Source organism: Bradyrhizobium sp. USDA 3397 (genome assembly GCF_054060965.1).
This window is the reverse complement of the sequence record NZ_JBSSDS010000001.1, coordinates 3866326-3886957: the sequence shown is the minus strand read 5'-3', so window position 1 is coordinate 3886957 and position 20632 is coordinate 3866326. Positions and strand designations below refer to the sequence as shown.

The following is a 20632-nucleotide window of genomic DNA, read 5'->3' as shown; positions in this document are numbered from 1 at the left end:
GTTTGACACCGGCCAGTAAAAGCAGTGCTGGACACAGGTGATGGAGGATTGTGCTACCTGAAGGCAATTCGCTAAGATTAGATCGGGCTTGTTCAGGGCCGTATCGATCGCGCGTCCGATGAGCGAATCGGCAGAGTTCAGGAAGCAAGATGTCGATGACGCCCAAGATGAGCGACTGCTGCGGTAGCAGTCTACTAAGCGGCAGCGGATGATGTGCTGGTCACCTTGCGCACCAATCAGATTTAATGTCCGCGGGGGTCTCCTTTCACCACTTGTCGTCAATGCTGCCATGGTTGAAAGCGAGGTCCGGGACGCTGCACCAAGAGCAGCGCCAACGCGATCCCAACAAGATCAACAGATTAGAACGGCCCCATGATGTAGGCAGCCAACTTACTGACCTTCACCAGACAGGACGACTGTTACCAGCCTCCCTGGCTTGCAGCGCGTCTCGAGCTGCGCTGACTTCATATCGTCAAGGCGGCGCGAGAGATCTAAAGGCAGGTCGACGGGCCGCCGATCCCCTTTACTGAATCTTCAGGAGATCGCAGGAACTCTTCGCGGCTGCCCCCCCACGCATTTTCGGCAGGAATAGTCTCCGTTATCTCGTAGTAGTCGTTGATAATTCGATTCGATCGGCGCCTTTATGCGCGCGGCGTGGAGTGGCCGCATCACCTGGCCATCAGGGTGCATTCTAACATTCTTCAGTTCAAAATTATTGATCGAGGTGTTCTTCATCTGTGGCGCCACCGCCTCACCTTCATCGGTCTGTATCGCAGCAATTGCCTTGAGATAGTGCGGCGGAACTGTACGTGCTCGCCTGCGCCTCGTTCGAGATCCTACCATCGAACGCCGCTTTGTAACGCTTCGCGAAGGCGCGCGTCTCGTCCGTCATGTCCCAGTAGAGCCGACGCTCGCCTCGTAAATAGCCAACAAAATCGCAAACGCTGCGCATGAGGCTGATCACCTCTTGAAATAAGTGGCATCATGTCTGCGTGGTGTGTTTTTTGCGGTCTTTGGGATGGAGCTGGCGAGGACAATGGGCAGACACAAAGGCTGGTCTGGTGTTGCTACCATCAGCCATGCGGCCTTGTATCTCCGACAACCTTGCGCAGGCACCTACCAGGAATGGTGGCTGCAGGTTCGCGCGGAGCACCATCCCGACGCCGCCTGCCTTCCCATGCTCGACGGCGATGTCGCCGCGATTGCGGCCGCCCGGTGTCGATGAGTGCGCTCGATTGGGAGCTCAGGTACACAATATCTTTGGCCAGTGAAGGAAGGAGTACCTGAATGTCCGACGACAGACCCAATATCGATCCGTATCCGCTCAGCTCTTATGTCGCCTGGGTGGGCAACCGTAATAAGGGGGCGATCTTGAAAACGTCCAAGAACTGTTTCCCACGAAGGGTGACGCGCTTGAAGTAGCATCTGGGTTGCGAAAGTTTCCACCGGCTGTGCCGCCAACACCCCCTTCAGGGTCCCTTCAGGGCAGGCCTTAGCGCAATCCACAGAACGCCCTAAGCGTCCACAGCACGGTCGAAAGCGTCCCAGCTTCACGCCTAGCTCGAGGCGGATGACCGCTCCACTCATCTCGGTCTCGATCACCTCGGAGGGTTTGCTGGCCGAGCAGCGATCGCACAAGGCGTCGTTTGCCGTCGAAATACGCTCGAATCTGCCGGCTGTGCCGCCACCGCTTCCGGAGCCAATTTGGGTTAGCACGAAGTTCGGTGCCTTGCCGGGCACCGCAGCCGCATCTGGCGTCGCCACGCCGTGAGAGCCCGCGGGAAACGCCATTGAGCCGCGCTGCCTCGGAGATCTTCGCGCTATTCTCAAAGCTCTCCGCAGCGACCCTTGCTTTCTTCTCGCCCGTCCACCGCTGCCGGCGGCGCTCCCCCAGTGATCACGCCGAGGCGACGATAGGAGTCACCTTCCTGCTTGGCATCAAGCATGCATTTGCCATCGCTTCACCTCCACCGATCGGCTCATGCCAGGCTGTATCGCAGGCGAGCCGAAGGATAGTGAGCTGGGACCTGATGCCGGTTATTATCGCCCGCGAGCAGCAGTGCGCAATCGCTCCCCGTTAAATGAATATGCTCAAGCAACGCGAGCCGGTTTCGCTGGCGCGACCGGCTAGGTGGTGCCTCAACTTGGCTAACTGTCCGCTGCAACTGGCCAATGCTGGACTCCGTCGCACGATCATGGAGACATCAATAGGGACGGTGTGAGCTGGGCAGCGATGCTGGGCGAGAACGGCGCGCTTGTGCGGAAGCTCGCCCGGAACTTGCATCAGCGGTTGTCCCCTGGAAAAGCGTCACGAGAGAAGCTCTGACCGTGTCATGCACAAATGTCAGCTATCAGTGGACTCAAGGGAGAGTCTGCCTGACTCGCTTTTGCCGGACCTGACGTAGGTGTTTTCCGAGTGTCCTTCTGTGGCGGGCTTAATCGAAGTCATATTCTGCTTTTGTGGCCGTCCTGGCAAAATAATACTTTTCCTATCTCAAATGGGACTGGCTCCCGTGTCTGGATGGGGTAGTTCTACTAGTGATTGAGCCGAGTCCTGCCGAGAAGCGATTTTTGGCAGAACTTTTATTCCAACGTGGAGAGAATTCATGGACGTTAAAAAACTGTCGGTGAAAGAAGCGGCGGCAGCGGCCGCTAAATGTGCGGCGACGGCTGCGCAATGCGCCGCTACGGCTGCCAAATGTGCGGCGACTGCAGCGCAAGCACAGGCAAAAGCCGCCGCAGCGCGATGCTCCGCAACCGCGGCGCGGTGCGCTGCGACCGCAGCGAGATGCGCCGCAACTGCGGCGAAGTGCGCGGCAGAACATCCGTAACTGACGGACTCTGATCCGGCTTGGCCTTGGCGCATCGCCGTCGGCGTGGTGCCAAGGCTATTGGAGACCTCGGAAATGAGCGTTCCCCGCTTGGGCGTTGGGCTTCAGTTCAATCCTGAATTGATTGGTTGGTTTCCGTTTCTGGACCAGCCGCTTGATGCGCTGGAAATATTGTTCGACTCGATCATGAGTCCTCTTGATGGGCCGGGGCTTATGTCTCCCCGCGCCGTCGATCTTATGCGCGATATCGCGGATAAATATCCGCTCCTCGGACATTCGAACTACGGCGGTGACTTCGGCTTCGACGATCTGACGAACACGGCGGCCGTGCGGCGGCACGTTCCGCTCTCTCAGAAACTAAATGTTTGCTCAGTTGCGAACCACTGTTTTTATGGCGACGCCTCCTGGTCCGATGTTTGGAGCAGTCCGTTACAGTTCTCGCGGGCTGAGGCTGTTCGTGTGGCGGCAAGGGCGCGCGCGCTTCAAGATCTTTACGGCGTTCCGCTCGCGCACGAAAATGCGGCGTACTATCGCGTGTGCCCCGGCAGCGATCTGCCCGAAGAGGAATTCCTTGCGCGAATGCTTGAGCTATCAGGCACCTACTTGCACCTAGATTTGCACAATCTGTATGCGAACGAGCAGAACCACCGCGCGAAAGGCTATTCCATTGATCGATTTCTGAGCACTATACCGCTCGACCGTATCATCACCATTCACATGGCGGGAGGGCGTTGGATCAACGGTCAGTATCACGACCTTCATGACACCCAGGTTGCGGACGCCGTTTGGGATCTGCTCGACGATGTTTTGTCGCGCGCCCGTCCGGGCGCCGTCATCCTCGAATATGAAACCCAATCCCTCTATTGCAATGGGGAAATGGCTGATACCGGCCGTACCACCGATCTAATCCTCTCGGATCTGGAGCGGGGACGTGTGGCATGGGATCGCGCCTACGGCCGGGCGAGCAGGCGCACCACCCGCAGCGAGGCTGCCTGATGGACGCACAGCTGGTTTGGGATACCTGGCGCCGCGTACTGACAGACGATCGCCTTGCGAATTGGGTCATGGATCCCAACCCAAGGGCCCAAGACCTCCATGGCTGCACGGCGACTGAGCTAGCAATACTGGCCGACTATGCGGGCACACCCGCGCCGACCGAATCCAACATTGGCATGTATCGTCGCGGATTGGTCAGGAATGCTCTTGGTGCGCTGGACCTTGTCCCGCTCACCCGGCGTCTGCTGCACGCGAGTAGACTCGATATCGAGGCAGTTGCGGCAGAGTTCGTGCAGTCGTCCGGTTACGCTGACAACGGGCCCTACTTCTGGCGGACCGCGGCGGCTTTTGTTGCATATTTGACCGGTCGTCCGGAGTTCTTCGCCCGCGCGCGTCAAGACGTGCTGGCGATCGACGCGGCGGCGATTGCGCTTGCCCGGCGGCTTGGTGAATACGCTCCCCCGACATGGCCGAACACCGCGGCGGAGGCCTTCTCGGCAGGGAGCCCGAGGAATTTGCGGTCAACCCGCTTCGTCGCCCATCCGGCGGCAACGATGATTTCGTCATCCTGCGACCTCACCCCATGGATTGAAAGTCCGTTCGACTTCGACCCCGGCCAGGACCTTGAAGCCTCTGAGCGACATTGGCTGATTTATCTTCCGGCTGCCGAAGCTGGCCACGAATATGCGGAACTTTCGCAGCGGGCCGCCCGCCTCTTTGACGTTCTTCGCTTCCCGAAGAGCTTGGTGGAGTTGTCGACGGCTCTGAACGATGTTCCCTACGCTAATGTGCTCTCGCTGATCGATAGTTTAGCGTCGCTCGGCGTCATCGTAGGCGAATCGGATCTGCGACAAATGTCTATGGGACAGGGAAGGCAAAAAGACGATCTCGATCTTTCTTGCCACCGGATTTGCGGCTCTGCGCCTCATGAAACTGCTTGAGCGCCTTCAGAGCCCCAGTGCGGATGGCCTTTCCGGCGGACTGCCGCACGATGATTTTGTCATGCTCGATCCGGCTGTCGAGGTTCTGGACGTCGAGATTGCCGAACATCGATTGCTCAGTCACCGCTACTTCGAAACCGGCATGGTCGTACCACCCGGCGATGGCTTATTGGATTTTGTCACTACGCTCATCAACGGGCCCGTTAATCTCACGGCTCTGCGCGCTCAATTCGACGATCAGCACATTGTCGACAAGATGCTAGCTTCGCTGCGCCAGCACGGCTTTATGCACGTTACCTCGCAAGCGAGGCCGTCGGCAGAACAGCTTGAGCATCTGAGATCTATCGCGGAAAGGGCGCGCACCTCAACCTTGCGCCGCTCCATCGTGATCGACCTGGATGCCGAGAGTTCAATCGAGCAGATCTCCACACGCCTTAAGGATGAAATACATCCGCCGGAGCTGCTGCTGTGTTGCGCGCAGCTGGCGGATCATAAGTCAATTTTGGGCGAACTGGCCCGCCTTCGTCAGACCGGTATCATTCGAATGCACCAGACCGTGGTGCAAACGCGACACCTGCCATGCGACCGTGAACTCCGTCGCTCGCTTGTCCGGCTCGGCGCCTCGGTCTACCTTGATAGAATCTCTTGGCCCGTGCCGAACCACCCGATTTCCGGGCTGGAGGAGATGGTCAGCGATTGCGTCGCCGTCCATCTCATCATGACGCCAGACCTATCGATCCTGAATGCGACCGAGCGGGCCCGCGTTCTGACCTGGGCGGCCTCGGCCTTCATCTCAGGTCTGTGCTTACGGCTGGATCCGGAAGCTCTCTGGCCAGTGAGCGACGCGGGCGAAGATGATTTTGTCGCCATTTTCAACGCTGTCCGGGCGATCGAGAACACGCTGGGCGATGTCCTGATCCTTGATTTACCAAGCGATGAAGTGCTGCTGGGCCATGCGGCGTCTTCTACGCCTCCCGTCGGGCTGTCTGATTTTGCCAAGCGGTTTCGAGCGGCCTATTTGCGATGGCGTTTGCCGTTGTTGAAGGCGTGCGAGAACGACAACAGCTGGAGCCAAGTACCAGAAGTCGAGGACAAACTGGTCCGCGCGCAAGAGGATCTGATCCCAAATCACCCGGAATTGCTGCTGCTCAAGCCAGGGAGCATCGTCGTCGACGTGTGCGGCGGCTTGGGACGTGTTGCACGGCGATTGTCGCCAGCGGTTGGCAAAGACGGACTCGTTATTTCGGTCGAGATGTTTCGCTGCCTGAGCGATTTGGCGCGCCGATTCGCCTCCGAACGAAACTACACGAACCTCCATTTTCGTCCTGGCCTTGCGCAGCGTCTGGCTCTGCCCGATGCGTCAGTTGACGCTGCCATCAATGAATGGACCGGAGGCATCTGGGAGCTTGGACTAGGACCGAGCATGGTCAAAGAAATGGCGAGGGTCGTTCGCCCAGGAGGGCGCATCGCGATCACCCACCGTCTCGTGCAGCTTCATCTTGCCTCGCTCGCCCAGCCGTGGGTCCAGTATAACGAAATCTACGATTGGATTCGCAAAGCCTGTGTGCATCCGGACCTAACCATTATCGCGGAGCGCATCTGGGGTCAAATCGTTCCGTCGCTCGTGGGCGAGCATGCAAGCCTTTGGCGCAAGCAGTATATGCCGCGGCTGATAAATCCCTTCGACGTAATCTACAGATTCGACGACAGTCCAGATACGCGCGCCGACGTTTATCTGACGATCATCGCGCAACGGCAGTGATCTATTCAAGTGGCAGGCTCGATAGCGTGAGGCCCGACAATGAGATCGCGAGAATCCGCTTTTGAGAAAGCACGCTCTTCGCTGCGACGGCTCGGAATTCCAGCTTCGCTACCGGCACTTCATGCCGCCGGCATCGGCATAAGTCGTGCGGTGCTGGGCGGATCGCACTCAGTGGCGATCTACCCGCCCATCGATTCATTGACACCGCTCGATCCAACGACCCTGGTGGATGAGATTGCGTGGAGCGGAGAAACGAGCCTGTATGTTCACGTAGCATTCTGTGAAACGCGCTGTACATTCTGTCACTACACGGTCGATCACTATACCGGCCGGGCAAAAACCTCTGTCGAGGACGACACTAAAGTTGCTCGTTATCTGACGGCGTTGCATCGTGAACTCGCTTTTTGGGGCGCACGGCTTGCTCGGGCTGGAACCGTCGTGTCATCGGTCTACATCGGGGGAGGCACACCGCTCGTTCTCGATGAGCCGGCGTTGCACGGTTTGATACGTACTATTCGAAACGAGTATGACTTGCGACCCGGGGCAGAGTTTTGCATCGAAGGTAGTCCCCTGACGATCGCCGCGCCTGAGGGGGAGCACAAGCTGTGGTCTGTCAAGGCTCAGGGCGTCACGCGCCTGAGCTTTGGAGTGCAATCGTTCGATGACGACGTACTCAAATATGCGGCCCGCGGCTACAAACGCGACATTCCCATCCGCGCATGCGCAATTGCAACGCGAATTTTTGAAAACTGGAATCTCGACTTGATCCAGGGGCTCTATAAGGGATCCAGTTCGGAAGTATGGGACAACCTCGAAGCAATTGCCGAGATTCGTCCGCCACACCTCACTTGGTATCACGGACGATTTGGAGATCGTCCTCAAGGGCACTGGTATAGGACAGAAACAAAGCGAGCGGCGTTCGAGGACGAGTTCGCCACGCTTCTTGGCCGTATGCTTATCTGGCAGGAAATGGCAACACTCGGCTATCACCAGACCGACGGCAATCGATTTGTGCGAGCCCGTGAATTTACCGATCCGTTCAAGAAGATCCGGACCTCGGCCTCGAGCGATCTTCTTGGAGTGGGCGCGGGAGCCTATTCCCACGTCGGGGTCGAAGTGCGGAAGAGAGGCGACCGCGGGTACGTGTTTCGCAACGACCCAAGCATTCCGACTTATGTTGATGCCGTTTTGACAGGCAGCGTTCCGATCGCCACCGGACGCTGCATCGACGAAGAGGAGGTGCTGGCCGGGTCCTATTCGACAGGGCTTCGGATCGGACGCATCGAGGACGAAAGCCTGCGGTCGCTCCGCGCCGCTCATCCCCAGCTTTCGCGACATTACGACGCGCTTGTCAATGAGCTGAACAATGCCGGCGCATTGGAATCCTATCTCGAGGCTAGCGGCCAGCCTGGACTGAGACTTTCATCACTGGGTCAGCTTTTTGAAGATGAAGTCTTGTCCCTTTTCTTCAGTCCCGCGGTCAAAAGCGCATTGACCACAAAACCGACACGAGAACGCAAGCTGCAGCTTGCATAACCGAAAACGCCAAAAGGGTTATCATGGAGAGCTTGGAGCAGACGACTGCACGGGAAAGAGGGCCTACGGGAGACGGCATACGGGCCGAACGGGCCGGCTGGAGCTTCGGTGGGGATACCCCTCAATATTTTGATCGCCACGTCGCAAGGTCTGTTCCCAACTACGAAGCCGGCCATAGGCTGATCGAACAGGTGAGTGACTTTTTCGTCAAGAGTGATTCCGTGGCTTATGAAATCGGTACTTCAACCGGAACGCTGCTACGGGAATTGGCGAAGCGGCATTCACATGGAACGCGCTGGATCGGAATCGATAACGAACGTGCCATGATTGAGTACGCGCGCAGCGCTCAGGGCAAAGCGCCGAACGTTGAGTACCTACTCGCAAATGCGTGCGAGGTAGATTACGAAGCCAGCGATTTTATCGTCTCCTATTATACGATTCAGTTCGTTCCGCCCCGGCACCGGCAGAACCTGATCGATCGGATCTATAAGTCGCTCAATTGGGGCGGAGCATTCCTGTTTTTCGAGAAAGTCAGAGCACCAGATGCACGGTTTCAGGATATCGCGAGCGCGATCTATATCGACTACAAATTGGACAACGGTTACTCTCCGGAAGAAGTCTTGGGAAAAGCAAATAGTCTGAAAGGCGTACTTGAGCCGTTTTCCACCAAAGGCAATCTCGATATGCTGCATCGGGCAGGTTTTGTAGATACCATGACCATCTACAAGCATGTCTGTTTCGAGGGATTTCTTGCGGTCAAATAGGATTGCATAGCTTCGAGCAGACCGGCGCCGGGAAAAATAGCCTTGGTGCTTGAAGAGGTGCTCACCTCGCCATTTCTCGCAACATCGCGAGCGCTTCTCGATTTCACATCATCACCGTACAAGCATGGCCTTGCGGGATCAACGTAAGCTCCGGCAACTGGTCATGGCGCCGAGGAGCCGGTCCCGCTCATCCTGTTGATCAGCCCGTGCGGATTTCGGCTTGGGCAACATCGCCCTATCTGCCAAGGTGAGGGATTGAGCGCGGCTGCAGTGAAATGATCTGGAAAAGAACCCGCGCGAGCGTCAAAATCGAAAACGTCAAATCCGGCAGGCCGGATCCAGCAAAATTATCGCAGGCGCGACAACAGAGATACCAATTCGGCTTGCCGCCTTGTCCCGGTTCGCAGGAAAACAGCCTTGAGATGATTGCGGGCCGTCCCCAGCGAAATCCTCATATCACAAGCAATCTCCTCCAGCGTTTTTCCCTCGACCAGGAGCGATGCGAGACGAGCCTGAGCTGGTGTCGTTCCGAAAATCTCCATCACTGAGCTCTGCGACACTTGATGGTTTTCGTTCAGGTCGGTGAGGAGAAGAAGAGCGCCCACATCCGGCAACAGGTTCTCGTCTTCCAACCCTGGCACAAAGGCGTCAACGACGACCGGAAGGCCCTGACGCTTGGTAATCACGGTTTGAAGGCTTGTACGACCCGGCTTACTCAATGCGAGACGGATATGGTTGACCAGTCGATCCAGTTTCATTCGCGATTGTTGGTCGGCCGCGAACAGACGTTTTCCTTTGATCCAGAGGTCATCATCGAAAAGCTTCAAAGCGTCTTCATTGACGTCGAGCACCATGCCGTGATGATCGATTACAATCGCGGGCCGATTCAGCAATCCAAGCGCACCAATCATTCTGCGCCGTTCCCCACGCGTGATGCGCGGTTCGGTCGAGAAGAATGTAGACTACGTTGGATTACCCCGGTTTCCTCTTCACCTTTGCGCATTTGAAATAATCAAATCGTGCTCGCCAAAATGTGCGTTAACTTACCCTGCGTGAAGTCCGGGTCGTTCAAGTCAGTTTCGGATCGCGTTCGCGTGCAGTCGAACACCCGGTGCACCGTCGGATCGTGCTGCGTTCGCTCGTTCGATTTGCACGTTATTCGGCGACATTCGATTGTAATTGATTCACAGGTGAAAGATCGAATCATCACCTGGATGATGGGTGGCAAGTGTACAATCCTCGCCTGCATATATCAGCTGAACTTCATGCCTTTCGCGCCGAATTTCATTGCAACAGGCCTCATCACGCGGATATTCTTAGTCAAAGCGCCTGCCAGCTTTGCAAGTCAGATCCGGAATATCGACAACGCTTCGAAAACTGCCGAGAACTATAGAATCGATCTCGATGTTCTCGCATAGGACGCGGCAATGCTGGTGGATGCGGTGCGGCACGAGCTTAGGGCGGTTAGGCTGATCTTAATTGGCCGTATCGGATCGCAAGCGAGGGATTACCGGGGGCACCGAAGCGGTGACGTTGGCGTCCAGCGATCTGGCCGTCAGGGTCGCCGGCTTCCGTATCATTGGCGGTGGTGGGCCATTGCACCCGCGAGTGCCCGGCCAAGCAGCCCCGGATTTCGGACCAGTTGACTAGGAATTTCGTGCCGTTCCGTCGCAACAGCCGGAGCGAGGAACGACGCGAGAGGACGAGACGGAGGTGCGAATCGGCCCTAACGGCGCAGATCGCGCTGGAAGCACTGCGGGAGCAGGCGATGGTCGCCAATCTCGCGCAGCGCTAACCGTTGCACGAAGAGTAAGCGTCCAAGAACGTCCAGCATGAGCCGCTTGCAGATGACGAGAGATCTGACTGCCATATTGAGCAGTTTTGGACCCTGCGTGGTTGATGCCTCTGGTCAGGGCTTTGCGCTCCTGAGATCAAGAAGCGGTCGGCGAGCTTGAGGACGATATTCGCGATGGGTTAAGGGAAAGTCTGCGATCCGACATAGGGATGATGAAGGATTGAATCCCAAGAGGGCAAAACAGCGAAAAGCGTCCGGCCGACGTTATCGGTGCTCCAATCTTGCCCGGCCGGATCGCAACCGGCCGATGTTGAGGAGTTCACTGGCAAAGCCCTAGGCGGTCGGGGCGGTAAGAGGGGACTCGTCTGCGCAGGGAGTCTGTCCCCACAAGAGTGGTCTGAGATCGGTAGAGGGGCAGCAGTGGTCGCTTCAAAAAAGGTTTGATCCCCAATTTCAAGCTGCGACAGGGATCGCCATCGCTCAATAGCTCCCAACGTCTGCGTGCCGTGACACGGCGCTGGCGCACAGGGGACTGTTCATCAGGCCATACCGCAAAAGCAGGCCGTTATCGGCGGCCGACTAGCCCATCAGCACAGCACATCTTGCAACAACTCGCAGTCGGCACCGAGCGAGGCATTACCAGAAGCCGGTCCATACGCCGGGCCTCGCCCGCTGGGCAGCTTTCGGGAGCTCAACATGATCAGGCAAGCGCAGTCTGAACTTCTGTCCGAAACCAAACGTGCCAAATGTCAGCAAATCGCCAGCGTGTCTGCACACGCGACATTCGGCCAAAAAATCCCGAGATATTCCTCTAGCTCGCACTGGCCCAAATCGTGCAGCAGCTACCGGCGAGGACGCCAGAATGGGACACGGCCTTTGAGTTTTAATCAGCCAAGCGACGATGACGTCGCCGGTCGGCTATCACAAGGCTGCCACCGAGCATGTGAGGTAATGATAAGTCGTGATCCGAACTCCGACCGCGACCAGGCAGGGGGGCGAACTCGATGGCCGAAGGCCTCTCTTACCTGGTTACATGGCTCAGATGCGTACTGGTCACCCAAAAACTAGTGCGAGCGATCACGCCGGGTGGGCATCCGTTACACGGTCGGCGCGTAATGGCTTCCGCGGGAGACTTGGCGTGACACCGCTGGTGTAGAGGCGGTTCAGCAAAGCGCTAAACGAAGGCTTAATCGTGTCGAGCGCGTCTGCTTGCTCGCCCGCTTTCGGTATCAAAGTTGATCTTCAAATCAATCGAATCGTTAGGGTCCAAACATGGAGACACTATGCGCATCTGCGGTATCAAGCTGACGCATGACGGATCAATCGCTCTTATCGAGGACGGACGGCTTGTCTTTTGTGTCGAGCAGGAGAAGCGGAACAACAATCCGCGATACCAAGCCATCGACAATCTCGATGCAGTTGTCTTGGCCTTGGCGGAGCAGGGGCTGGATGTGTCGGATGTTGATCACTTCGTCCTTGACGGCTGGTGGGGAGAAGGAGAGCCGCAGTTGCAGGTCCTCAGTGGGGTGACGCCACTCAATCTCAAAGGTGCGCCGTATATTGAAAGTCGCGCCGATGGCCTGCTAACGTCGCGTGATGGCACTGGCCTGATGCTGGACGGCAGGTCCTTCCCTTACAAAAGCTATCCGCACGTCACGGGCCATGTGGCCGCCGCATACTGCACCAGCCCCTTTGCGGAAGCCGGGCAACCCGCGTTCTGTCTTGTGTGGGACGGTGGCACCTTTCCACGTCTTTATTATGTAGAACGCCGCGGAGCCCGGTTCGTCGAATGCCTGTTCCCAATGATTGGGCACGCCTATGCTGCCGCGGGCTATCACTTCGGACCATATAAGCAGGCGAGCCGCACCAATTGGGACCTCGGCGTTGCCGGCAAGTTGATGGCCTACATCGCGCTAGGCTCGGTTGTGTAAGGATCCGGCGTTCCAGGACTGAAAATGTCCGGGGCACGATCTTCCAAGCATATCGGAGCCACCGGCCGCATGCTCTTCGATCATCAGACACGAGCAGAGTGGCGGGACAAGGTACCCGCCGTTGTACATCTGGACGGAACGGCGCGATTGCAGACCATTTCCAGAACGTCTCAGCACAAAGTCGCCAAGCTTCTCGTCGAATATGAAAAACTGACCGGTATTCCACTGCTTTGCAACACGAGTGCTAACCACCGTGGGCGTGGGTTCTTCCCGAATGTCGCAGCGGCTTGCCAGTGGGGAGGCGTTGAGCATGTGTGGTGCGATGGCATGCTGTGGACGAAAACTTAGTGAACAATTGCCGGTCCAACCGCATCTTCCCGCTAAGAATAGCGCATGTCTACGGTAAAGCCATCTTGCTGGGGAGAGATATGGCGCCGAGCCTTTGACCACCGGACGTCGCCTAACGTTGCGCCGGGAGAGGACTTCAAGCCGTGTCGTGCGGGCAAGAAGACGATTCCATGTATGGCCCTCGGCATAGCTACCACAGGACACAGGCAAATCACGGTGCCCGGCGAGCCAGTGCCGGCTGCCGCAGAGCGTCATCATAGGCTTGCTGCGCTTGTCGTTCCTGGCACGGCCGTTGCTATTGGGAGGTAGCAACACCGAGTATAGCAGTGCATTCAGACGTGTAAGACAGGTGCTCGCTGAAGCCGTGTGTCCATGTGCGAGAGAACAGGCGCGGGAACAGCCGCGCTACCGTTGGCAATCGGTTGATGGAGAGCACTATGAGCCCGCCTTTCCGGTTTCCCAGCTTGCCTGCCGGCCGCTGGAGCAGTTCGCCCAGACCGGACTGCTAGCCGGATCGGTCCGGACGACGCGCGATGTTGTTTTCGCCAGGAGATGGAGAGTTAGATGAATGCCCCCATAGCCGTATCTGTACGGCGCCAAACGACGGACGTAGATGCAATGCTAGCTGAACTGCGATTATACGAGCGCCCGCACGACGTGGAAGTAAGCGGCCTGCCCTTACACGTCCTGCCTGGCGTTTTGTCACCGCGCCTAAGTCACGGTCCGGACGCATTGATGTCGAAGTGGCACATCGAACCTGGCGCGACCGTGCTCGATCTGGGATGCGGATCAGGTGTGCTGGGGCTTGCAGCCCTCCGGGCCGGCGCAGGCTGTCTCGTGGCTCTCGACATAAATCCGCAAGCCGTTCTCACGACGAGGATAAATATCGAGCGATTAGGCTACTCAGACAAAGCCGAGGTGCGCTATAGCGACACTTATTCTGGACTGCAGGCTGGAGAAAAATTCGACATCATTCTCTTTGCCGCCCCCTATTGGAATCGTAGAGCGAAAGACGACCTGGAGCGCTCTTGCTTCGATGAAGATCACAATGTCATGGCCTCGGCTCTGAAAGGTGCGCACATCCGCCTAAATGACAAGGGCGTGATGTATGTGCTTTTCTCTGATCAGGGAGATGTCGGCCGAGTCCTGAATTTGATTGATGAGAGTGAGCTGCGCGTCAGAGATATGCATATTCTCCGACCCTCGATTCCAGATGGGCACGTCCGGATTATTTGGGAACTCACGGCTCGACGAAAGCTCGGTGCCGTTCGGGCCGAGCATGGGCCCAAAAAGTAGGTCGAGGCACTGCACCGCTCGCTTTACAAAAATCAAAATGCGCGCGGTACTTTCCCGGCCGAGGGGCGCGCTCAACGTTTCTCTCGCTGGAGCCCACCCGCGATAAGCACCGAAACCTGTGAAAAGCTCGTTTCTGGCGCACCCTCACGTAGGCGGATATGGATCCAGCTAGCGTCGTCCTTCGAGCGACCTCTGAAGGATTCAGCTTATCGTCGAACTCATCGCGCGGCTGTAACGAATCTGATCATGCCCATCGCCTGAAGTAGGTCGACGGGCGGGCGATCGATGCGGCGCGCACACAGGCATCCTGCGGCACGCCGATGAAGGATGAGCTGCCACCCTTGCGGCCGGTCGCATCAGGAGTTAACGCGCGACGATCGGCCGTGCGGCGTCGTCGGTCCGCCGGCAGTGGCGTACACTTACGATTGGTCGCGGTGCCGTCGACCTGTTTAACAATCGAAGGCTTTCGCGGCATCATCCAGCTTCAACGGTTATAACGGCTACGAGACTATTGCGTCGGTATTTGTGAGCAACTCGTCGGTGAAGTGATGATCGCAGCGCCGCAGCTTCGAATTCTGGCGCTTCGCTTTTTCATGGCCAACACCACCTTACCTCTCGTTCGTCAGGGATTGACCATTCGCCGTAGCATTGTAGGATGTATTCGTTACAATGATCCGCCAGAAATTGCGGAGACAAATGATGGAGAGGCTTCCCAAGGGTGCGCCTCTGCACGACCTGGCACTTCCAACCCAACAAGTTATCCGCTGTGGATGGTACGCCATCCGCCAAGTCCTGGGCGCTTTTGCGATAATCGCCGTTACGTCCTTTGTCTGCATCGAGGGTACCGTTGCCGTTGCCCAGAACGGTGCTGAGTGGTTGACGCTGCGAGTGGCGCTCTATCCGGCCGTACCCCAGAGACGCGCGCTCTTCACGCAACTTGAGCAGCAATTCGAGCGAATGTATCCCGGGGTCAACATAGAGCTCGTGGAGACTTACGAAGATGAAGGCCAGACGAAGTCGTTAGCCGCCGACTACTATTCCGGCGGCCTCGCCAGGGTCAAAGCCGATGTCTACGAGATCGATACCATCCTTTTGACGGACCTAGCCGACAGCGGCAAAATCCAGCCCATTGAACTACCTTTCAGTGACTTTGCCGCGACAGCCGTAGACGCGGTCAGGCGCAACGGAAAAATTTACGCCGTGCCGCATTGGATGTGCGGCAACTTCCTTTTTTATGACAAGAGCGATGCCAGTGTCGTCGCCATCGTGGAACAGGCAACTACCTGGTCGGCTCTAATATCGGGCCTAAAAGCTTACGACAAGAAGCTGTTCGTCGATCTGTTCGGTCGCAGCACGCTAGGTGAGTGGTACCTAACGGCCTACTCTGATATCGTTGGTCTGGCTCAAGCTCAAACCGATGTTAAAGCAAGCTCCCAGCCGGACTTGCGCGTCGTAAAAGCCCTGAGTGAGCTAATCTCCGTCTGCTCGAACGGCTTTTGTCGAAATGGCGAGCTACACAGCCGTGCGGGCTACTATGCCCGGGCTTTTGTGCGAAAAGAAGCTCAAGTCTATGTGGGTTATTCTGAAACCATCTACTATGGTCTCCAAGACAGCACCGAGAACTGTCTTGGGCGCTGCCTAACAACGGATACCATCGGCATTCGTGGTCTTCCTGCTTTTTTCGAACCCCGCAAAGACAATGGCGTAGGCTGGGTTGACGCTCTAGGAATCGACACAAGCGTTCATGGACTAAAGAAGGCACTCGCCGAAGAATTTATTCGGTTCATGGTTTCTGATACAGGCTATCAGCTTGTCCTCGAACCTGAAGGAGACAGCGACACGCCGCGTTATCTTTTGCCGGCCCGTGAAAAGCTTAAAGTTGCAAATGCACCTCTTTACCCCGCCTTTTTTGCAGCGCATCAAGGAAGAGGAACAGGGATCCAGCCGGGCGTCAACGATGCTCTAAGGCTCATGGCACCCAATCTAGATTCTGCACTGCCGACAAACCCTTTCAACAATAGGTCGCGCGGTCTCAACTGACGCCAAGCGTACGGTATCGTGGTGAGTTTTACTGAACGTGATATTCCATTGATTTGAGACGATGCGTTTCTTGAGATGCAAGGCTAATGTCACGGCAAAATTGCGCTGAGTAATTCCTATGTCCTTCGATGTTTCGGAAGCATTTTCTCTCATAGCGGTGCCGTTCGCCACGGCAGGAAGTGCCTTTGCAGCACTGAAGTTGCTGAGCCGCTCGGAGCCATTGCAGCTCGCAACGTTGAACTGGCTCACTAATCGCGATCCAGCGGCGACCATTCATCGACAATACGTACTACTCAGGCGCTTTTTCTACGGCCGCACGGCATTGAGTTGGAAGAGAAATTTATCTTTTGCACTTGTGTTCTTGGTGTTCTTTCTGCTTCTGCTCGCGTTCGCCGCTGCACCCATTCAAGTCGGACCTCAAGCCGGATTTCTCAAATCGATGATCAAGATGTATGCGATTTGGTACTTCCATTTTTGGAGCGTTGTTCCTCTCGAATGCTTCTTACTGGTTCTTCTCGGTTTTCTGGTCTGCCACGTGTCCTTTTATGTGTTCGATGTGATAACACTACGCTGGTGGCGTTTCGAAAACAGTTTATGGAAATATTTGCTGTTGTTGGCACTAGGTTATTCGATTTGCATTTTGCTGTTATTGCCGCTCGGGCTCGCTTCTGCTTCACTCATCGGAATGACGACGGATAAGAATATGTTTCAGGCGCTTGGTCGTGCACTCGTGAGCATTCCTGAGACTTTTCATTCCCTTTTCCTGGCCGAGGGTGATGATGATCTTGGAGACGTTGCAGTGTTTGCCGCGAAGGTCGGGATATTTGGGACCATGGTGCTTTGCTTGTCTGCCGTTATGGTCATTACGGCGATCAATCTGTCGTACGCCGGCGGCTTAGGGCTGCTTAAAATCGAGTACCTGCTGCGAGTGAAGTATGGATACTCCCAGGAGGCAGTCCTCAAAGATCCAATTAGCTACCTTGCCGCTATGATCGCAGTCTTGATTTTCATAGTTGTCCTAGTAGCAGATATAGCTATTCGGCTTGGATCTTACTTCAGCACATGAGCCCAACTGGTCGCGCTTATCGACGAGTGATGCGGGCGGCGGTCGGCCATCACTGAGCGAGCCACGGCTCTCGTCGGGAGCTGACCTGCCAACTGAGTTTTACCGAGCGGCGGTTAGAGTTGCAGCGAGACTTGCAGCGAGACCGAACTCGAGACCGAACTTTGGACTACCCAAAACTAGAGTTTTTGCGAGTAGTGACCTGCCACTGAATTTTCATCCAGCGGGAGTTAGAGTCTCGGGGTTTTGTACGCCAAACGGCGCGGGTGGAGCAACGGACGATCGGCGGAGCTGGTCGGGGTTGCGCGGCCGATCGTCCGTTGCGGTGAGGTGGGCGGCATAGGCCGCGGGGGTCAGGTATTTCAGCGACGAGTGGGGACGCTGGAGATTGTAGTCAGCGATCCAGGCAACGATCTTGGCGCGGGCGTCGTCGAGATGGAAGAATAGGGTCTCATTGAGCAGCTCATCGCGCATCCGGCCGTTGAAACTCTCGACGAAGCCATTCTGCATCGGCTTTCCCGGTGCGATGAAGTGCCAATCGATGGCTGCGTCCTTGCACCAGGCGAGCATGGCGTTGCAGGTGAACTCGGTGCCATGGTCGGACACGATCATTCCTGGCTTGCCGCGTCGCTCGACGATTGTCGTCAGTTCGCGGGCTACGCGCCGCCCCGAGATCGACGTCTCCGGAATGGCGCCCAGGCATTCCCTGGTGACGTCGTCGACGATGTTGAGGATGCGGAAGCGTCGACCATTGGCGAACTGGTCGTGAACAAAGTCCAGCGACCAGCGTGCGTTGGGCCTCGCCTCCACCAGGATCGGAGCTCGGGTCCCCACGGCCTTGCGGCGAGCGCGCCGCTTGCGGACGGTGAGCCCTTCCTCGCGATAAAGCCGGTAGATCCGATTGATCCCCGACGGCTCGCCCTCCCGCCGCAGCAGGACGAACAGCCGGCGGTAGCCAAAACGTCGCCGCTGGTTGGCGAGGTCGCGCAGCCTGCCACGGAGAGCCGCTTCCGGAGGACGGCTGGAGCGATAGCGGATCATCTTCCGATCCGCGCCCACGATCGAACAGGCCCGCCGTTCCGACAGGCTCATGACGGCCTGCAGATGCGCGACCGCAGCGCGCTTGGCGGCGGGCCCTACCATTTTTTTGAAAGGAGCTCGCGAAGGGCGGCCGTATCAAGCATCTGCTCGGCCAGAAGCTTCTTCAGCTTCGCGTTCTCCTCCTCCAGGGCCCTCAGCCGCTTCGCCTCGGAAACGTCCATGCCGCCGAATTTGGCCTTCCAATTGTAGATCGTCGCTTCGGATATCCCATGCTTGCGAGCCAAATCGGCCGTCTTCGCCCCGGCCTCATGCTCCTTCAGCACCGCGATAATCTGCTCTTCCGTAAACCTTGCTCGCTTCATTTGTCCGTCCTTCGTCAGGTCGGACTCTAACTCCTTCTGGAGGAATTACTCAGTGGCAGGTCAGTAGAAGATAGGTCGTTACGGCCTTAGGCCAAGACGCCGGAGTCTATAGTCGAGTTTTGGTCTGCTGATCTTCAAAAGGCGCGCAGCGGCCGATACGTTACCGTCTGCTTGGACCAGCGCGGAGCGATAGGCGGCGGCCTCCATTTCTGCAAACGAGCCGTCCGGCAACGATCCGCCTCCGTTGACCGAAACGGTGTTGTTGCCTTGGGCTGAAGGTGGATCCACTCCAAATAACGGCGTGCGTCCCAGTCGTCCCTCACTTGTGAGCTGGATTGAGAATGGCGGCAGCAGCTCCGATGCGCTGAACAGATGACCGATGTCTATGGTGCTGCCGTCGTCGGCATAGACGACGCCGCGCTCAACCAGGTTCTGCAGTTCGCGGATGTTGCCCGGATAATCGTATTTGAGTAGCGCCTCAGTGGCGCGACGGCTGAAGCCGATAAGCTGCCGGCCGTGGCGCGTGCAATAAATACCGAGAAAATGCGCCATCAACAGTGGGATGTCGTCGCGCCGCTCCCTCAGCGGCGGAATCGCAATCGGAAACACGCATAGCCGGAAATATAGATCCTGCCGGAAGCGGCCGGCCGCCACCTCGGCGGTCAGATCGACGTTGGATGCCGCCACCACACGAACGTCGAGCGAGATAGTCTTCGTGCCGCCGACTCGTTCGATCTTGCGCTCCTGCAGCGCCCGCAGCAGCTTGCCCTGGGCCGAATAGGTCAGCGACGCGATCTCGTCGAGAAACAACGTGCCCCCGGAGGCGCGTTCGAAATAGCCGGCGCGCGAGGCGATGGCTCCGGTATAGGCGCCTTTCTCCACGCCGAATAATTCTGACTCGACGAGCTGCTCCGGGATAGCCGCGCAGTTGATCGCAACGAACGGACCGCTGCTGCGCCGGCTCATGGCGTGCAACTGACTGGAGAACAGCTCCTTGCCGACGCCCGATTCGCCGACGAAAAGCACGGTGGCGTCGGTCGTGGCGACGCGTTCGAGCTGACGGCGGGTGCGGACAAACGCCGCCGAGACGCCGACCGCGACTGTGCTGTCATCGCCTGCGGCGGTGGGGCTTTGGTCTGCTGCGACAGAGACCTTTCCGATCGCGTGCATCGAGCGGCTCTTCCATTCCAAGCCGAAATAGTTGCGCTCCGGCACGTCGTCGCGCCCCATGCCTCGGCGTGCTGGCCGACTACCACGCAACGTGGCGCGCCCATGCCGACGCATTCGACCTCGCGGAAGATGACGGGCCAGCCGCACAGCTTGGTGGTGTAGCCGGAGGGGTAACCGATCTGAAGCCAGCAGACCGGTTCGCTGGCGAGGCCATAGCTCGCAAGGTGCTCGGCGGCTTCCGTGGAGTCCTCCCACAGGAATTCACCGAAATATGTGCACTTGTCGCTGTCAAACTCGAAATGCCGCGTCGTCACCTTGACGAAGCCCTCCAGCGTGTGCACGCGCGGCCCGGCCGCGAGCGCGTGAGTGAGATCCTCGTTCGGAAAGCGCTTCTGGACCAACTCGGCGTCGCGCATGCCTTGCATGTAACCCACGCGCATGAACAGCGCCTTCGCGGTCTCGACCCCGAAGGTGTCGATAATCTCGGTGCGCAAGCGCCCGAGCACCTGTGACTGCATCAGCACCATGCGCTGATCGTTGAGCCAGATGCGACCGTCGCCGAGCGCGAAATGAAGCGACTCGGCGAGATCATCGAACGTCGGCGCAGCGCCGGTCTCGAGCTCGCTGCTGGCGCCGCGAGTGAGAATCCGCGCTGCGCGGCGGGATGCCTCCGCCAGTGAAATCCGGGTTTCATCCCTCCTCATGAGGCGCCTTTGTGTTCATGAAATAGTGAATTGGTCGATCAGATTTTCATTA

Annotated in this window: 13 protein-coding genes and 2 pseudogenes; 10 read left to right on the top strand and 5 right to left on the bottom strand. The window is 57.5% G+C overall.

Translation table 11 applies throughout. The features are described 5' to 3' along the window. Window positions 1-1492 precede the first annotated feature (1492 nt). Window positions 1493-1894 (bottom strand): transposase, encoded by a 402-nt coding sequence (locus ACVWYQ_RS17825; RefSeq protein ID WP_157287904.1) that lies wholly within the window; start codon window positions 1892-1894, stop codon window positions 1493-1495. 1012 nt (window positions 1895-2906) lie between these two features. On the opposite strand from ACVWYQ_RS17825, the gene ACVWYQ_RS17820 reads away from it, so the two are divergent. From ACVWYQ_RS17820 to ACVWYQ_RS17800, 5 genes are all read left to right on the top strand, one after another. After that, window positions 2907-3827: a DUF692 domain-containing protein gene (locus ACVWYQ_RS17820; RefSeq protein ID WP_456726160.1), complete on the top strand. Its 921-nt coding sequence runs from the start codon at window positions 2907-2909 to the stop codon at window positions 3825-3827. Further along, window positions 3827-4768, top strand: coding sequence for a hypothetical protein (locus ACVWYQ_RS17815; RefSeq protein WP_456726159.1), 942 nt, complete (start codon window positions 3827-3829; stop codon window positions 4766-4768). Before ACVWYQ_RS17820 ends, ACVWYQ_RS17815 begins: the two co-directional genes overlap by 1 nt. Beyond that, window positions 4755-6530: a class I SAM-dependent methyltransferase gene (locus ACVWYQ_RS17810; RefSeq protein ID WP_456726158.1), complete on the top strand. Its 1776-nt coding sequence runs from the start codon at window positions 4755-4757 to the stop codon at window positions 6528-6530. Before ACVWYQ_RS17815 ends, ACVWYQ_RS17810 begins: the two co-directional genes overlap by 14 nt. 171 nt (window positions 6531-6701) lie before the next feature. Further along, window positions 6702-8066 carry a radical SAM protein gene (locus ACVWYQ_RS17805; protein ID WP_456726157.1) on the top strand — a complete coding sequence of 455 codons (1365 nt, stop codon included), beginning with the start codon at window positions 6702-6704 and terminating at the stop codon, window positions 8064-8066. A gap of 23 nt (window positions 8067-8089) precedes the next feature. Further along, window positions 8090-8830, top strand: coding sequence for a methyltransferase domain-containing protein (locus ACVWYQ_RS17800; protein WP_456726156.1), 741 nt, complete (start codon window positions 8090-8092; stop codon window positions 8828-8830). A gap of 347 nt (window positions 8831-9177) precedes the next feature. Here the strand turns inward: ACVWYQ_RS17800 and ACVWYQ_RS17795 are convergent, their stop codons facing one another. Continuing rightward, window positions 9178-9741: a helix-turn-helix transcriptional regulator gene (locus tag ACVWYQ_RS17795; RefSeq protein WP_456726155.1), complete on the bottom strand. Its 564-nt coding sequence runs from the start codon at window positions 9739-9741 to the stop codon at window positions 9178-9180. A gap of 279 nt (window positions 9742-10020) precedes the next feature. On the opposite strand from ACVWYQ_RS17795, the gene ACVWYQ_RS17790 reads away from it, so the two are divergent. The 5 genes and pseudogenes from ACVWYQ_RS17790 to ACVWYQ_RS17770 all read left to right on the top strand — a co-directional run bounded on the left by ACVWYQ_RS17790 (window position 10021) and on the right by ACVWYQ_RS17770 (window position 17306). Beyond that, window positions 10021-10248, top strand: coding sequence for a hypothetical protein (locus ACVWYQ_RS17790; protein WP_157287902.1), 228 nt, complete (start codon window positions 10021-10023; stop codon window positions 10246-10248). Window positions 10249-11908: 1660 nt separating this feature from the next. Then, window positions 11909-12904 (top strand): annotated as a pseudogene (locus tag ACVWYQ_RS17785) (carbamoyltransferase N-terminal domain-containing protein). 564 nt (window positions 12905-13468) lie between these two features. Further along, the gene (locus ACVWYQ_RS17780; RefSeq protein WP_456726154.1) at window positions 13469-14200 is read left to right on the top strand and encodes a methyltransferase; all 732 of its coding nucleotides are present in this window, start codon (window positions 13469-13471) and stop codon (window positions 14198-14200) included. Between the two features lie 669 nt (window positions 14201-14869). Continuing rightward, on the top strand, window positions 14870-16240 hold the full coding sequence (locus tag ACVWYQ_RS17775; RefSeq protein ID WP_456726153.1) for an extracellular solute-binding protein: 1371 nt from the start codon (window positions 14870-14872) through the stop codon (window positions 16238-16240). A 118-nt stretch (window positions 16241-16358) separates the two neighbouring features. Then, window positions 16359-17306 (top strand): hypothetical protein, encoded by a 948-nt coding sequence (locus tag ACVWYQ_RS17770; RefSeq protein WP_456726152.1) that lies wholly within the window; start codon window positions 16359-16361, stop codon window positions 17304-17306. A gap of 213 nt (window positions 17307-17519) precedes the next feature. On the opposite strand, the gene ACVWYQ_RS17765 is transcribed toward ACVWYQ_RS17770, so the two are convergent. From ACVWYQ_RS17765 to ACVWYQ_RS17755, 3 genes and pseudogenes are all read right to left on the bottom strand, one after another. Further along, a protein-coding gene (locus tag ACVWYQ_RS17765) for an IS3 family transposase (protein WP_404651318.1) occupies window positions 17520-18706 on the bottom strand; the annotation gives its coding sequence in 2 pieces (ribosomal slippage) (window positions 17520-18454 and window positions 18454-18706; 1188 coding nt in all). 78 nt (window positions 18707-18784) lie between these two features. Further along, window positions 18785-19936 carry a sigma-54 interaction domain-containing protein gene (locus ACVWYQ_RS17760; protein WP_456726151.1) on the bottom strand — a complete coding sequence of 384 codons (1152 nt, stop codon included), beginning with the start codon at window positions 19934-19936 and terminating at the stop codon, window positions 18785-18787. Between the two features lie 77 nt (window positions 19937-20013). Beyond that, window positions 20014-20580: pseudogene (locus ACVWYQ_RS17755) on the bottom strand (XylR N-terminal domain-containing protein); the annotation flags it as partial. Window positions 20581-20632: the final 52 nt, after the last annotated feature.